This window comes from Enterococcus sp. 4E1_DIV0656 (genome assembly GCF_002140695.1).
GTDB lineage: Bacteria > Bacillota > Bacilli > Lactobacillales > Enterococcaceae > Enterococcus_D > Enterococcus_D entomosocium.
Genome location: NZ_NGLF01000001.1, coordinates 1,311,248 through 1,325,703 on the forward strand (window position 1 = coordinate 1,311,248; position 14,456 = coordinate 1,325,703).

General features: G+C 45.9%; 14 protein-coding genes. 8 read left to right on the forward strand and 6 right to left on the reverse strand.

What is annotated here, in order from left to right; translation table 11 throughout:
• Window positions 1–195 precede the first annotated feature (195 nt).
• On the forward strand, window positions 196–2,460 hold the full coding sequence (gene gshAB, locus A5882_RS06280) for a bifunctional glutamate--cysteine ligase GshA/glutathione synthetase GshB (protein WP_086372539.1): 2,265 nt from the start codon (window positions 196–198) through the stop codon (window positions 2,458–2,460).
• A 71-nt stretch (window positions 2,461–2,531) separates the two neighbouring features.
• Here gshAB and A5882_RS06285 read toward each other — a convergent pair whose 3' ends face one another.
• Entirely contained in the window at window positions 2,532–2,951 is a 420-nt protein-coding gene (locus A5882_RS06285; RefSeq protein ID WP_086372540.1) for a hypothetical protein, read from the reverse strand.
• Window positions 2,952–2,965: 14 nt separating this feature from the next.
• On the reverse strand, window positions 2,966–3,418 hold the full coding sequence (locus A5882_RS06290; RefSeq protein WP_086372541.1) for a YueI family protein: 453 nt from the start codon (window positions 3,416–3,418) through the stop codon (window positions 2,966–2,968).
• 107 nt (window positions 3,419–3,525) lie between these two features.
• Here A5882_RS06290 and A5882_RS06295 point away from each other — a divergent pair, with 107 nt between their 5' ends.
• The 6 genes from A5882_RS06295 (at window position 3,526) to A5882_RS06320 (ending at window position 7,033) form a co-directional block, all read left to right on the forward strand.
• On the forward strand, window positions 3,526–4,095 hold the full coding sequence (locus tag A5882_RS06295; protein WP_005232465.1) for a GNAT family N-acetyltransferase: 570 nt from the start codon (window positions 3,526–3,528) through the stop codon (window positions 4,093–4,095).
• 15 nt (window positions 4,096–4,110) lie between these two features.
• On the forward strand, window positions 4,111–4,488 hold the full coding sequence (locus tag A5882_RS06300; RefSeq protein ID WP_086372542.1) for an iron-sulfur cluster biosynthesis family protein: 378 nt from the start codon (window positions 4,111–4,113) through the stop codon (window positions 4,486–4,488).
• Between the two features lies 1 nt (window position 4,489).
• On the forward strand, window positions 4,490–5,383 hold the full coding sequence (locus A5882_RS06305) for a metallophosphoesterase (RefSeq protein WP_005232461.1): 894 nt from the start codon (window positions 4,490–4,492) through the stop codon (window positions 5,381–5,383).
• A gap of 85 nt (window positions 5,384–5,468) precedes the next feature.
• Window positions 5,469–5,690 carry a DUF2829 domain-containing protein gene (locus tag A5882_RS06310; protein WP_005227147.1) on the forward strand — a complete coding sequence of 74 codons (222 nt, stop codon included), beginning with the start codon at window positions 5,469–5,471 and terminating at the stop codon, window positions 5,688–5,690.
• Window positions 5,687–6,436, forward strand: a complete 750-nt coding sequence (locus A5882_RS06315; RefSeq protein WP_005232459.1) for a 3-oxoacyl-ACP reductase — start codon at window positions 5,687–5,689, stop codon at window positions 6,434–6,436. The genes A5882_RS06310 and A5882_RS06315 overlap by 4 nt, the downstream gene beginning before the upstream one ends.
• Window positions 6,437–6,466: 30 nt before the next feature.
• Window positions 6,467–7,033 carry a nucleotidyltransferase family protein gene (locus A5882_RS06320; protein ID WP_086316800.1) on the forward strand — a complete coding sequence of 189 codons (567 nt, stop codon included), beginning with the start codon at window positions 6,467–6,469 and terminating at the stop codon, window positions 7,031–7,033.
• Window positions 7,034–7,124: 91 nt separating this feature from the next.
• Here the strand turns inward: A5882_RS06320 and A5882_RS06325 are convergent, their stop codons facing one another.
• The 4 genes from A5882_RS06325 to acnA form a co-directional block, all read right to left on the reverse strand.
• Entirely contained in the window at window positions 7,125–7,664 is a 540-nt protein-coding gene (locus tag A5882_RS06325) for a biotin transporter BioY (protein ID WP_086372543.1), read from the reverse strand.
• A gap of 105 nt (window positions 7,665–7,769) precedes the next feature.
• Window positions 7,770–8,624, reverse strand: a complete 855-nt coding sequence (locus A5882_RS06330; protein ID WP_086372544.1) for a helix-turn-helix domain-containing protein — start codon at window positions 8,622–8,624, stop codon at window positions 7,770–7,772.
• A 104-nt stretch (window positions 8,625–8,728) separates the two neighbouring features.
• Window positions 8,729–9,979 carry an NADP-dependent isocitrate dehydrogenase gene (gene icd / locus A5882_RS06335; protein ID WP_086372545.1) on the reverse strand — a complete coding sequence of 417 codons (1,251 nt, stop codon included), beginning with the start codon at window positions 9,977–9,979 and terminating at the stop codon, window positions 8,729–8,731.
• Complete coding sequence (acnA, locus tag A5882_RS06340) at window positions 9,972–12,668, reverse strand: aconitate hydratase AcnA (protein WP_086372546.1); 2,697 nt, start codon at window positions 12,666–12,668, stop codon at window positions 9,972–9,974. The genes icd and acnA overlap by 8 nt, the downstream gene beginning before the upstream one ends.
• A 235-nt stretch (window positions 12,669–12,903) precedes the next feature.
• Between acnA and A5882_RS06345 the strand changes: the two genes are divergently transcribed.
• Entirely contained in the window at window positions 12,904–14,265 is a 1,362-nt protein-coding gene (locus tag A5882_RS06345; protein WP_016619617.1) for a citrate/2-methylcitrate synthase, read from the forward strand.
• Window positions 14,266–14,456 lie beyond the last annotated feature (191 nt).

The window sequence follows — 14,456 nt, forward strand, 5'->3', positions numbered from 1 at the left end:
TTCTATAAGCAGTATACTTTATTTTGAAGGTAAATATCAAATTTATTCAAGTATTTTATAAATTCTTGGTAATTTTAGTAAGAGATATTACAAGTGAGGAGCAAATTTCTGCATTTTTCACCATTTTTCACTATAATAGATGGAAAGAAACAGAATATAAGAAAAAAATAGTAGAAGAACATAGAGGGCAGTCGAATGAAAATAAAAACATTGTTATCACATAAAGAGCTTTTTCCCTATTTATTGAAAGGACGCTATGGGATTGAGCGTGAAGCGCAACGGGTGCGGCTCGATGGGACGTTCGCGGGAACCGATCATCCGAAAGCGCTAGGCAATCGGCGCTTCCATCCCTATATCCAAACGGATTTTGCGGAAAATCAACTGGAACTGATCACGCCGGTCGCGGATTCAGTGGATGAATTGTTCCGTTTCTTAGGGGCCATCCACGATGTGGCATATCGTTCAATGGCAGCAGAAGAAATGCTCTGGCCTTTGAGCATGCCACCGGCTTTACCAGAAAAAGAAGAAGACATCGTCATTGCTAAATTAGACCAATTTGAAGATGTGCTCTACCGCCGCTATTTGGCCAAAACTTATGGTCGCCGTAAGCAAATGGTCAGTGGGATACATTTCAATTTTGAATTTGCGGAAGACTTTTTGCAGCAACTGTATGCTTTATCTGAAACGAAGGAAAGCTATCAAGCCTTTAAAACGGCGCTTTATTTGAAAGTAACTCGCAATTATTTGCATTATCGCTGGCTTTTGACGTATTTCTTTGGGGCGACCCCTGCATCAGAAGCCAATTATTTTACGACAGAAAACGGACCGCAAGAACCAGTCCGCAGTATTCGCAATAGCCGTTATGGCTACACGAATCACGAAGACGTCAAGGTATCTTATGCTTCGTTAGAGACCTATCTTGCGGATATTGCCAAATTAGTGGAGACAGGAAAGCTTTCAGAAGAAAAAGAATTTTATGCGCCAGTGCGTTTACGTGGGGGAAAACGGGTCGCAGATCTAGCCTCAGCTGGTATCCGTTATATTGAGTTAAGAAATATCGATATCGATCCCTTTGCCCGCTATGGCATTTCCAAAGAGCAAGTCGCGTTCTTACATTTCTTCTTATTGTTTTTAAGTACAAAAGAAGAAGGCAGCGATGCCGATGCGTGGATCGAAGAGGGCAATCAGAAAAATGATCAGGTCGCATTAGAACACCCACTTGCACCATTGACTTATCAGCAAGAAGCGCAAGCACTGATTGCTGAAATGATGGACTTTGCCCAAGCCCTTGAGCTGCCGCATCCGCCATTTTTGGATCAGCTTTCTGTGATGCTGGCTGAACCAGAAAGAACCTTCGCCGGACGTCTTTTCTCAGCGAGTCAAGCAACTAGCCAAGCGCAGACAGCAACATTGCTGGGACAAAAGTATCATCAAGCTGCTTGGGAAAAACCGTATCAATTAGCTGGCTTTCGAGCAATGGAATTGTCGACCCAGATTCTCTTGTTCGATGCGATCCAAAAAGGAATCGAAGTGACGGTACTGGATGAAACGGATCAGTTCTTGAAATTAGCCGTGAAAGACCACATCGAATATGTTAAAAATGCCAATATGACTAGTAAGGATCAGTACATCGTCCCATTGATCATGGCGAATAAAACGGTCACCAAAAAAATCTTAGCCGAAAATGGCTTTCATGTACCAGGTGGTGCTGAATTCGCTTCGACAGAAGAAGCGATCGCGTTTTATCCGCAAATCGCCCACAGCGGGTTTGTGGTAAAACCGAAAACCACCAACTATGGGATCGGTATCTCGATTTTCAAAGAAGGCGCCTCTATAGCGGATTATCAAGCGGCGGTCGCCATTGCCTTTGCGGAAGATGATTCGATCCTCGTTGAGACCTTTTTATCAGGGACGGAATATCGGTTCTTCGTGATCGATGGGCGAGTCGATGCGATTTTATTACGTATCCCAGCCAATGTCGTGGGTGACGGCAAGCGTACGATCACGGAACTCGTCGCAGAGAAAAATCTCGATCCATTGCGCGGCACCCATCATCGGACTCCATTAGAGTTGATTCAATTAGGGGAACTGGAACAACTGATGTTAAAAGAGCAAGGGTATCAAGTTGATTCAGTGCCAGAAGAAGGGCAGATCGTTTATCTGCGAGAAAACTCGAATATCAGTACTGGCGGTGATTCTATCGATGTAACGGATGACTTCAACGATGACTACAAACAAGTAGCAGTCGATGCGGTCGCCGCATTACAAGCGTCTATCAGTGGAATCGATCTGATTATTCCAGATAAAACCAAGCCAGCCAATGAACCGGGGGCTTATGGAATCATTGAAGCCAATTTCAACCCAGCGATGCATATGCACGTTTATCCATACAGCGGGAAAGGCCGACGCTTAACTATGTCTGTTTTACGCCTGTTGTTCCCTGAAGTCTTCGAAAGCTGATGGAAGCTTAGAGAGCAAAGAACTGCACACTCTGGAAGGTGATTCCCTTCGAAAGTGTGCAGTCTTTTTTATTAGGCTTCAAAAGCAGCGATCTCAATCGTTTGTTTTGTTTCTTCCACCTTGAGACCCGTTCGGGCTTCCCACCATTGTTTCATTTCTTTTTCATACGTGGTAGGAAAACGTTGGATCAAGGTCAATAACGGTACGCCTTGAATCGAGGCATAGGGAAAGTTTAAAACGAGATTGTACTTCAGTTCCGACAGGAGGCTATAATATTGAAACATCATAAAGTTCATTTCATTCTGATCCTCCAGTAGGAGTACTTTCGGAGCGCGATCCAGCATAAAACCCAAGCTGCGCATCATGAACAATACGCCATCCAGATGGCTCGATTCGATCGTAGGGGCCGTTTTCAACAAATCGATATGCAAATCCAAAGCATCAAGCAGTTCTTTCTTTAATGAAAGGTAGGGCGGTGTTGATTGTTCCATGATAGTTCCTCCTTTTAATGGAAAAGACGTTTCCAAAATGACGTTTTCTCTGGTTGTTCCTGCTCTTTATCTGATGGAGCGGCAGCTGCAGGGTATTTTTTTTCGATATCGATGACGTCTTGATTGACGGCTTCTTTCCCGGCAATCAGCAAGCCGATACTGTCTGGACCGGCATCTTGGGCATCGGAGACGATCCGAAATTCCATCTGTTGTTTGGTCAGTAAAGTGATGTAATCGGTCTGGATCGATTCTGGCAATTTTCCGTTGAGCAGCACGAGCGCACCTTGATAATCTGGTAAGGCGTTCAAGAGCGTTTTCTGGTTGTCCTTCTTCTTCATTTCTGTTACTGTCATACTAAGATAACACCGTTCACGAAACGTGCCTAAATACTTGCGCTGTTCATCTGGGTTGACGCGAGGCGTCCCATACATTCCTGTATCAAGGCGTTTTTCTAATTCGTCTGACATTGAAGTATCCTCCTCAAAGCGTTTACTTATGCTTATTATAGCATATCCAACAAATAGCAAAAGAGGGGTGCGATCGTGAGAGAGTTCTGATAGAAAGTAGGGATCCTATGACAACAAAAGAACGACATTTGCTATTATTAGCAGAAAATCAGCGGTTGGAGACACCGAGGCTGCTCTTGCGCCCCGTTTCCTTGGCGGATGCAGCAGACATGTTTGCCTATGCAAATGATGAAGAAACGACGACCTTCGTCTTTGCTAGACATGGGTCGGTTGACGAAACAAAACTGCGCATTGCCGAGTATTTTGTTGCTGCACCCTTAGGGAAATATGCGATCGAAGAAAAAGACTCAGGCAAAATGATCGGGACCATCGATTTACGGGTGGAATCTGAAAAAGAGATCGCTGAGCTTGGTTATACATTAAGTCGCGATTACTGGGGGCAAGGGATCATGCCAGAAGCGGCAATGACACTGCTGCATTTTGGTTTTGAAACACTCGAATTGATTCGGATTTTTGCTCGACATGATGCTCGAAATCCCAAGTCTGGACGGGTCATGGAGAAAATTGGGATGAAATTGGAAGCAACGATCCCAGCTGCCCGCAAATCGGGTGAAGAAATCATCGATGAAGTCACGCGTGGCATCACGCTGGAGGAATGGAAAAAACGTATTATGTAAAGGAGGGCTCTCGTCATGGAACTGAACATTGAGCCAGCAGCAATTGAAAAAATAACCTCTTATGTACAGCCAGATGATCGTCTCTATTTGGATTTTGAAGACGGCGTCGGTCCGTTTCCTGCAACGGAGATCACCTGCCGTTTGGACATCCATTTTCGCCTGATCATCGTGCCACAGAGCTATCCAGAAGAAGGATTGGCGATCTACGACACCCCTTTAACGACACCTTTAGGCACGATTTGGTTGAAGCAAGGGGCTCAGGTGTATTTAGAAGAACAGACTCGGATGCAGGTGGAACCGACCTATCAACGGTTGCAATTGGTGGGAAATAGCGGGATCTTAGCTAATGATGTCCAATTGTTACGGATCGAACAGCAGACGGCAGGCCGCTGATATGGGCACGCTGGCGGTTATTAGCGACTTGCACGTCGATATCAACCAATTATTCGACCCCCATCTGCAGCTGATCGCTGATTATTTGCAGCAAAATCAGGTGACCCATCTGCATCTGGCAGGAGATGTGGCGAATAAAAAGCAAAGGCTATTAGACGTGGTTGCATTTTTTCAAAGTCGACAGGTGCCAACGACCTTTCACTGGGGCAATCATGAAATGGTGGACTTGACGGAACAAGAGATCGAGGCTTTCGATGATCCCGCCTTTCTTAATTTTCAGACGTATCGCTTATCAGAAAAAACACTGCTGTTGGGAATCAATGGCTGGTATGACTACCAATATTCTGATCTGACCAGTGAATCTGAGATCTTGCGGCTGAAAAATTTGTTTTGGTATGACCGCATGATTCAGCGAAAGGGATCGGATAAGGAAATCAGCCAAGCCATCAATGAGCGTTTAGCGGAAACATTGGCCCGTTTGCCGCAAGACCAAGAAATTCTTCTTTCTACCCATTTTGTGCCCCAAGAAGCGTTTATTGTTCGACAGACCGGCAAGTATGCCCGCTGGAACCACCTAAATGCGTTTTTAGGGTCGCCCGATTTTGGCGCAGTGATCGACCGCTACGCCAATGTTCGGGCAGTTGTCTTTGGGCATACCCATCGACGCTTTGAGAAAAAAGAACTTGCGGGAACCAGCTACTATTGCCGCCCCTTCGGCTACTATTATGAATGGCAGTTGACCCGCCGGTTCGTTATGGAAAATCACTTAGCAGAAGCATATTCGCCAACGAAAGTTCGGACGCTGCTGCGAAACCATCATGAGGCATTTGAGGACTATAAAACGACGCATCTTTTAGAAGAATTGGCGCAAGCGATCACACTACTGCCGTATTAGCGCAGCAACCGAGTCCTGCTTGTTTTCGTAATTGAATTTCCAAGCAATTTAAACCATTAGAAGAAAAACACAAAGGAGAAAAATTATGACATTTGAAGAAATCTTACCAGAATTAAAAGCCGGCAAAAAAATCATCCGTGAAGGTTGGGGCGGTTTTGAACTTTATGTGACATTCGTTGAAGGCGAAGTGTACGACAATGCCCCAGTCACCCCTTACTTTTTGATCAAAACAGCAGATGAGGGATTCTCGAGTTTCGCACCGACTGTTTGCGACATTCTTGCGGAAGATTGGAAAATCGTGGAATGACAGCATCGTGGATCGATGACAAAACGATTGTGTTTGTCACAGGAGCTGCTTCAGGCATCGGCAGAGCGCAAGCAGAGGCGTTTCTTGCAGAAGGCGCTCAAGTATTTGGGGTTGACTGCCAATCGTTTCCTGATACGCTTTTAGCCCAGCCCCGCTTTTTCGGCACGTGTTGCGATTTAGCGGTGGAAGAAAATTGTCTTGCAGCGGTCCAAGCTTGTGTTACACACTTTGGTGGCATGACGATCTTGTTGAATACAGCCGGGAAACTAGATGGCTATCATACGATCGCTGAGACGACATCAATGGAGTGGGAGGAGATATTTCAAACCAATGTCTCCAGCATGTTTTATTTAACGAAAGAAATTTTGCCGCTGATGCAAGCCAATGGTGGCGGAACGATCATTAATATGGCGTCGATCGCTGGAATGGTCGCTGGTGGAGGTGGGATCGCTTATACAACCGCAAAACACGCGATCGTCGGGTTTACCAAACAGTTGGCATTGGATGTTGCAGATCAAGGGATCTCGGTGAAGGGCATCGCGCCAGGTGCGATTCAAACGCCGATGAATGCGGCTGATTTTGCTGGTGACGGAAAAATGGCGCAATGGGTGGCAGAGGAGACGCCGGTCAAGCGTTGGGCGCAACCAGAAGAAGTTGCAGCGCTGACCCTTTTTCTTGCCAGCCCGCAAGCTAGTTACTTGCAGGGGGCGATCGTGCCCATCGACGGTGGTTGGACCTTGAAATAACTAGCCTGAGCCCATTAGAGGAGGACGCCAATGAAGGAACAAGCGATCCAGAACTTGTTTGCAAAAAATCGTGAATGTCGACAACTGCTTACGATCATTGAAGCGTTACAGCTGCCGGATTGCTGGCTGTGTGCCGGGTACCTGCGGAATTATTTATGGGGTTTTCTTAGCGGAAAAATAGCGGAGGTGCCGATAACCGATATTGATGTCGTGTTTTATGATCCGACTGTAAGCGTAGAAGAAACAGCAGCGATCGAAGCGCAACTGCGCCGTTCGTTTCCCGAATTTCCTTGGGAGGTTCGAAATCAAGCATTGATGCACCAGCACAACTTTGCCGAGGAACCCACTTATACAAGTACCTTCGATGCTTTAACGAAGTTTCCAGAGCGTTGTACAGCGGTGGCGGCACGAATGAAACAAGGCGAGATTGAATTGATGGCGCCTTTCGGTTGGCAGGATGTTTGCAGTTTTCGGGTGCGTCCAACACCGCATTTCGCCCAAAATGACCAGTACCTTGCGGTTTACCGACAACGCCAAGCGATGAAGCAGTGGCAGAAAGTTTGGCCGCAGTTGTTGATTGAAGAGATCGACAACTAAAAAAGAACACTCGCGTGATGTGGCGATTTCCAAAAGTTAGACGAAAAAGCTAACTGATGGGAATCGCTGCATATGACGCGAGTGTTTTTTATTAACGCAAAGCCAGTCGTTGCGCCAAGCGGTTTCTTAAAAAGATACCTAGATAAGCTGCGGCAACGGCTTTGATGATCCCGGGGATAATAAACAAAACAAAACCACCGTTAAAAGCAGCCGGCCATGCCATGCCAGTGCTCCATTTCAGCCATAATGTACCAAACAACAAAGTTGCCAGCGCACCGACAATATTGCCAATCACTGCTCCTGTGTAGCGAAACGCCGTTTTTTCTACGACCAATCCAGTAAGCAATCCGTTAAAGAGGAAGCCGACTAAATAGCCTCCGGTTGGTCCTAACAAAACACCGATACCGCTGGAAAAACCAGCGAAAACGGGCAAACCGATCAATCCTAACAGCAAGTAGATGATGATCGCCATCGTTCCTATTCGCGTGCCGAGGAAAGTCACCGCCAGTCCAATCGCAAAGGTTTGTCCTGTCAATGGGATCAAACCTAACGGAATCGTCAATTGGGAAAGACCAGCAATAATGATCGCAAATAATGCGGCATGGATTTGTTCACGTAATGATAATTTCATCGAATCCTTCTCTCTAGTAATAATTTCGTTAACCTAAAAAAGATTTATTTGGTTAACGAAATTATAAACGGTGGTTTACCAAAAGTAAAGAAGAATCTTGTTTTTTTAGTGTCCTTTTTTTAATAGGACAAGTAAGTTCTTTGAGGAGAGGAAAGGGGCGATTTCTTCCAATTCATCTGTTGAGAAGGGCAGTGCTTGAACGAGACGGCAGATCGTTGCTTCTGTCAGAAACGGCAGCAGTTCTTCGATTTCATCATAAGACAAGCGTTCTGATGCGGTAACGTTTGGCTGTTCCAGGGCCGTCAGCAGGAGTTCATCCAGATACGGTGCAGGTAAAAAGGGAAGCAGTTCTTCAATCTCAGAAAAGCGAAAGTCAGGGGTTTCAAGCCAGCCTTTGATTTCTCCCGCCAAAAAGTTGGGGGTTAAAAAGGGCGCCGCCTCTTCCCAAAAAGCCATGGAATAGTGGTTGCCTTTAAGGAGCTCTTCTATTTGGGGCTTTTTCAAAAACGGCAAGAGTTCATCCATGACATCTTCTGGGATATTTTCGGTGCCATTAAGCAAGTGCTGCAAGTCAGCACTATTCAAATGAGGTGCTAGTCTAGGCAATAAGTCTAGGTCTAAAGAAGATTCTTGAAACAGTTCTTCTTGAATCAGTGCCGATAGTTCTTGCGGTTTGATCAGCGGAGCTAGTTCGGCGATTTCTTTTGGCTGCGCGGTTCCTGCTTGATAATGTTGAACCGCAGCTGCTGGCTTCCCTAACAGCTCATCGATCGATAGGCCTAAAATCGCCGCTAGCTGCGGCAATTTTTCAATGTCCGGGAGTGAGTTGCCCCGCTCCCAATTACTGACCGCTTGATAGCTGACAAGTAATTGGTCTGCCAAGTTGCTTTGGGTCAGATTTTTTTCTTTGCGTTTGGTAGCGATCTGCTGACCAATTTTTCTCATGTTGAATTCACTCATAAATGAATTCCCCCTTTCATGCTCTAAGTATAGTTTCTCAAAAGGTGAAAACGCAATCAAGCTGTGATTGAGCAGGCAAATGCCGACTCAATCACAGCTTGAGTTTACGAATGGATCAGCTGAAGGAGGTGTTCACCAAACGCTTGTGTCGTTAAACAGACGGCTTCGGGCATCAACTGTGCGAAGTCGGCAGTGACGTGCTGACTTTGCAAGGCTTGTTCAATGGCTTGCGTCAGTATTGCAGCAGCTTCCGGCCAGTTCAAATGTTCTAATAGCATGCACGCCGATAGCAGCAGTGAACAGGGATTGGCTTTGCCAAGTCCTGCGATATCCGGTGCCGTTCCGTGGGTAGCTTCAAAGATGGCTGCCCCAGTATCGTAATTGATATTGGCGCCGGGGGCGATCCCGATGCCGCCAACTTGTGCAGCGAGTGCATCAGAAATGTAGTCGCCGTTCAAATTACAAGTGGCAATGACATCGAATTTTTCTGGATACAAAAGGATCTGCTGTAAAAAGTTGTCGGCGATCACATCGTTAACAACGATCTTTCCAGCCGCTTTGGCCGAGGCAAGGGCGGCTTCGGCTGCCTTTGAACCATTTTCTGCTTTGATTTTGTTGTATTGATTCATTGTAAAACACTGGTCGGCGTACGTGGTTTCTGCAAGCTGATAGCCCCAGTTTTTAAATCCGCCTTCTGTAAATTTCATGATATTGCCTTTATGCACCAGTGTCACCGTGGGTCGCTTTTGAGTAATCGCATACTCAATGGCAGCAGCGATCAAGCGTTGACTGCCTTCTAAAGAGATCGGCTTGATGCCAATAGCGGAAGTTTTAGGAAAACGAATCGCCTTGACGGCAAAGTCTGCTTGCAGTGTCTGGATCAAACGCTGTGTTGCATCGTCGTCTTTGGCAAATTCGATGCCAGCATAAACATCTTCAGTATTTTCGCGAAAGATCACCATATCGGTTTTTTCTGGCTGTTTTAAAGGCGAAGGGACCCCTGTAAAATAGCGAACAGGTCTGACACAGGCATAAAGATCCAGGGTCTGCCGTAAGGTGACATTCAAGGAGCGAAAGCCCTCGCCAATCGGGGTAGTCAACGGTCCTTTCAAGGCGTATTGCTGGGCCTTGATCGTATCGATGGTTGCTTGCGGTAGCCATTCCCCTGTCTGTTCAAAGGCGGCTTCTCCAGCTAAAACTTCCAGCCACTCGATGTGGCGCTGATTGTCATAAGCTTTATTCACGGCTGCATCAATCACAGGTTGCGCAGCCTGCCAAATCTCGGCACCGATGCCGTCTCCTGCAATGTAAGGAATGGTGATCGTCGTTGCTTCATGGGTTGTTTGGTTAGACATGGGCAGCTCCTCCTAATTCCGCTTTTTTTCGAATGACCATTGGCAAAATTCCTTGATGCTTCCAATAGCGAATATCTGCCGGGGCATCAAAGCGTAGACGGGTCATAAAGGAGACAGTCCCTCCGTCGGTCCGTTGCGCAGTGACTTCGACCAGCTGCTTGACCGCTGGCTCTTCTGGCAAAGCGATCGAGAATGTTTCGCTGCCATCTAAAGCAAAAGAGGTGGCACTTTCACCAGCCAGATATTCAAGAGGAATGATCCCCATCATGACCAAGTTGCTGCGATGGATCCGTTCGAAGCTTTCTGCTAAGACGACTTTAACGCCTAACAATTGTGTCCCTTTGGCGGCCCAGTCGCGAGAAGAACCCATGCCATAATCTTTACCGGCTAAAATGATACAGCTTTGGCCGGCTTTTTGGTAATTCATAGCGGCGTCAAATATAGACAAGGTTTCCCCAGTTGGAAAATAATGCGTGACACTGCCAGTGCTACCAGGAACCAGCTGGTTTTGCAGACGGATGTTGCCGAAAGTCCCCCGCATCATAATCTGATGATTGCCGCGCCGCGAACCAAAGGAATTGAATTCACGATATGGAACTTCTTTTTCTTGTAAAAGCTTTCCAGCTGCTGAATCCATACTGATGCTGCCGGCAGGAGAAATATGGTCAGTGGTGACGGAATCACCCAATTTTGCCAAGACTTTCAGATCGGCTAAGACATCTGGTTTAGGCAATTCTTTGGTCAATGTTTCAAAGTAGGGTGGATGAGCAATGTAAGTAGATTGTTCCTCCCATTCATAACATGCGCTCGTGGTGGTTTCGATCGCATTCCAGCGTTCATTGGCATCAAAAAGATGCTCATAGGCAGCGCGAAATGCTTCTGGTCCGACGTATTCTTGAACGTAAGTATTGACTTCTTCATTGCTAGGCCAAATATCAGACAAATACACCGGCTCGTCATTGACGATAGCTAATGGTTCTTTTGTAAGATCTTTGCGAGTGCTGCCAGCGATCGCATAGGCAACAACTAACGGCGGCGAAGCCAAATAATTGGCTTTGATCTGTGGATGGATTCTTCCTTCAAAATTCCGATTGCCTGACAGAACCGACGCCACCAGTAGATTTTCCGCCTCAATTGCTTCAGCGACCGGCGCTTCTAAAGGACCGGAATTTCCGATACAGGTGGTACAACCGTAGCCCACTAAATAAAAGCCGAGTTGCTCTAAATACGGCAGCAAACCACTGTTTTGCAAATAGGTGGTCACGATCTGGGAGCCAGGTGCAAGGGAGGTTTTGACTGTACGAGGGACGGTCAAACCTTTTTCAATGGCTTTTTTGGCCAATAAGCCTGCAGAGAGCATGACGAAAGGATTGCTAGTATTCGTACAGCTAGTGATCGCCGCCAAAACGATATCGCCGGTCTCTAATTTGTCTGCTGCAGCATCTGGCCAAGTAACGCTGGCTTCTTTTTGCCATTCATCCTCCGAAAGTCCAAAGCCCTTGGGACCAACGGCTGCCGTGACTGATTGTTCGAAATCCTGACGGACTGCTGGAAGCAAAATCCGATCTTGCGGGCGTTTGGGGCCCGCTAATGCCGTCTGAACTTCTGCTAGATCAATGGTGATCGTCTTAGTATAGGTCGGCACGGTCGTTTCATCATAAAAGAAATGGTTGGCTTTGGCGTAAGCGGTAACGAGTTCGATCAGCTCGCTGGAGCGCCCGGTCGTTGCCAAGTAGTTCAAGGTCTCTTGATCAATCGGACAAAAACCGCAAGTGGCACCATATTCAGGGGCCATGTTCGCTAATGTCGCCCGATCGGCTAAGCTCAAATGACCATAGCCCGGGCCAAAGTATTCGACAAATTTTCCAACCACTTTTTCGATCCGCAGCACTTCGGTTACTTTTAGTGCTAAATCGGTAGCTGTGGTACCTGCAGGCATCTCGTTGATAAATTTCACCCCGATGACTTCAGGTGTAGGAAAGAAAGAAGGTTCGCCAAGAATCGCAGCTTCCGCTTCAATACCGCCAACCCCCCAACCGAGGACCCCCAAACCGTTGATCATCGTGGTGTGAGAATCGGTTCCTTGCAATGTATCAGGAAACAGCAAACGTTGGTCTTCGTGTGTTTTTTGCAAGATCACATCAGACAATGATTCGATGTTGACTTGATGAATGATCCCTGTTTCAGGCGGAACGACTTCGAAATTGTCGAAAGAACCTTGTGCCCATTTCAAGAATTGATAGCGTTCTGCGTTGCGTTCAAATTCCCGCTCCGTATTAAAAGCGATCGCCCCAGGCGTACCGGCTTGATCGACTTGCACAGAGTGGTCGACGACGAGTGTGACGGGGATCTCAGGATTGATGTCTTCTGCGGCACCGCCTAAAGCGACCATCGCATCCCGCATGGCAGCCAGATCAACGACTGCAGGCACCCCAGTAAAGTCTTGCAAGACGACCCGCTCTGGTTTGAATGGCACGACACCGGTAGGGCTTTCTGCCTGCCAATTCGCTAAAAATGGTAAATAATCCTCTGTAATTTCCTCGTCTTGATGACGAGCAACACTTTCCAATAAAACTCGAATGGAGTAGGGCAAGCGAGATAAATCAGCCCCTAAGTCTTGGGTGATTTTCGCTAAGTCAATATACGTGTATTGGGTGTCATTGACGGTGAGTTGAGTTTGCCACTTCATAAGAATCCTCCTTTTTACGAAGATAATCGTACTTATTAGGAATAATTATACGTTGATAATTTAAAAAATCAATTAAATTTATGAAAAATATTTCATTTTCTAAACATCGTGCTATAATGTGTGAAAGTTTGTTAAAAAGCAACGATTTTATAGGATGACTATTTTAACGATGTTTGTATACGGTTAAATAACATTATAGTCGATAGTTTGTAGAAGGATTGGAGGTAACATCACCGTGGAAAGATTAGAAAAGAAAGAGAAATTGTCCTATCTTGCATCGCAATGTCAGAAATACAATTTGATAGATATGAATCTTTATTCAGAATATGATGTAAAGCGTGGACTGAGGGATTTAAATGGCACGGGGGTCTTAGCGGGTCTTACGACGATCTCCACCATTTATCCAGAAAAAATCATTGCCGGCAAGCCAGTTGAAGCTTGTGGCGAGCTGCGTTATCGCGGAATTGACATCAATGAGTTAGTAGCAGGGTTCGTCAATGAAAAACGTTTTGGTTTTGAAGAAATTGCATATTTATTACTTTTCGGCGAACTGCCAAACAAAACAGAACTTGCGGCATTTCATTGCCTATTAGCAGAAAAACGTACTTTGCCGACCAATTTTGTTCGTGACGTCATTATGAAAGCACCTTCTTCTGATATCATGAATAGTTTATCTCGCAGTATCTTGACACTGGCAAGTTATGATCCGCAAGCAGATGACATCAGCATTGAAAATGTATTGGAACAAAGTCTGATGCTGATCAGTGTCTTTCCGCTCTTGGCAATCTACGGCTATCATGCCTACAATCATTACAATCAAGGGGAGAGCATGTACATCCACCGCCCGACCGAAGAGTTGAGTACAGCTGAAACGATTTTGACTATGCTGCGTCCAACGAAAGAATATAGCTTCCAAGAAGCCCAAACATTGGATATGGCACTTGTTTTGCATATGGAACATGGCGGCGGGAATAATTCGACCTTTACGACACGAGTCGTTACCTCCAGTGGGACGGATACCTATTCAACGATTGCTGCAGCGCTAGGTTCTTTGAAAGGACCTAAACACGGTGGCGCCAATATCAAAGTGACGGAAATGATGGGAGATTTGAAGCGCAACGTTGCTGATATTACCGATGAACAGGCCATCCGCACTTATTTGGAAGCAGTCCTAGATAAAGAAGCATTTGACCGTAAAGGATTGATTTATGGCATGGGCCACGCGGTTTACAGCGACAACGACCCCCGTGCGGCGATCTTTAAAAATTATGTAGCCAAACTGGCACAAGAAAAAGGATCAGAAGCTTGGCAAGAATATCAATTGTATACGATGGTCGAACGCATTGCTCCTCAAGTCATCAATGAAAAGCGCAAAATCTACAAAGGAGTCAGTGCCAATATCGACTTTTTCAGCGGGTTTGTTTATAACATGTTGGATCTACCAGAAGAACTGTATACACCAATGTTTGCTATTGCACGGATCGTTGGTTGGTCCGCCCATCGGATCGAAGAGCTGGTCAACGCACAAAAAATCATGCGCCCCGCCTATAAAGAAGTGTCAAATGATCGCGAATATATCGATATAGAGTCAAGATAGATCAAAACAGCAGGGAGGACGCTCGCTGCTGTTTTTGTTTTGGACATTTGAAAAGATGGTATTGAGCTGTTTTTGCGTATTTTTACTAGAGAGCAAATGAATGACTTGGATCATTCATTCGTTAGAAAAATCAAGTATTTCTCCTTTTTCATATAGGAATGCAAAAATTGATTACAAAGTTTCTTGCATTT

Coding starts and splice junctions, on each gene's coding strand:
- icd (WP_086372545.1), bottom strand. CDS start 9,979: ATGTCTAACCAAACAACCCATGAAGCAACGACGATCACCATTCCTTAC.
- A5882_RS06285 (WP_086372540.1), bottom strand. CDS start 2,951: ATGGAACAATCAACACCGCCCTACCTTTCATTAAAGAAAGAACTGCTT.
- A5882_RS06320 (WP_086316800.1), top strand. CDS start 6,467: ATGAAGGAACAAGCGATCCAGAACTTGTTTGCAAAAAATCGTGAATGT.
- A5882_RS06300 (WP_086372542.1), top strand. CDS start 4,111: ATGGAACTGAACATTGAGCCAGCAGCAATTGAAAAAATAACCTCTTAT.
- gshAB (WP_086372539.1), top strand. CDS start 196: ATGAAAATAAAAACATTGTTATCACATAAAGAGCTTTTTCCCTATTTA.
- A5882_RS06295 (WP_005232465.1), top strand. CDS start 3,526: ATGACAACAAAAGAACGACATTTGCTATTATTAGCAGAAAATCAGCGG.
- A5882_RS06325 (WP_086372543.1), bottom strand. CDS start 7,664: ATGAAATTATCATTACGTGAACAAATCCATGCCGCATTATTTGCGATC.
- A5882_RS06305 (WP_005232461.1), top strand. CDS start 4,490: ATGGGCACGCTGGCGGTTATTAGCGACTTGCACGTCGATATCAACCAA.
- A5882_RS06290 (WP_086372541.1), bottom strand. CDS start 3,418: ATGTCAGACGAATTAGAAAAACGCCTTGATACAGGAATGTATGGGACG.
- acnA (WP_086372546.1), bottom strand. CDS start 12,668: ATGAAGTGGCAAACTCAACTCACCGTCAATGACACCCAATACACGTAT.
- A5882_RS06310 (WP_005227147.1), top strand. CDS start 5,469: ATGACATTTGAAGAAATCTTACCAGAATTAAAAGCCGGCAAAAAAATC.
- A5882_RS06315 (WP_005232459.1), top strand. CDS start 5,687: ATGACAGCATCGTGGATCGATGACAAAACGATTGTGTTTGTCACAGGA.
- A5882_RS06330 (WP_086372544.1), bottom strand. CDS start 8,624: ATGAGTGAATTCAACATGAGAAAAATTGGTCAGCAGATCGCTACCAAA.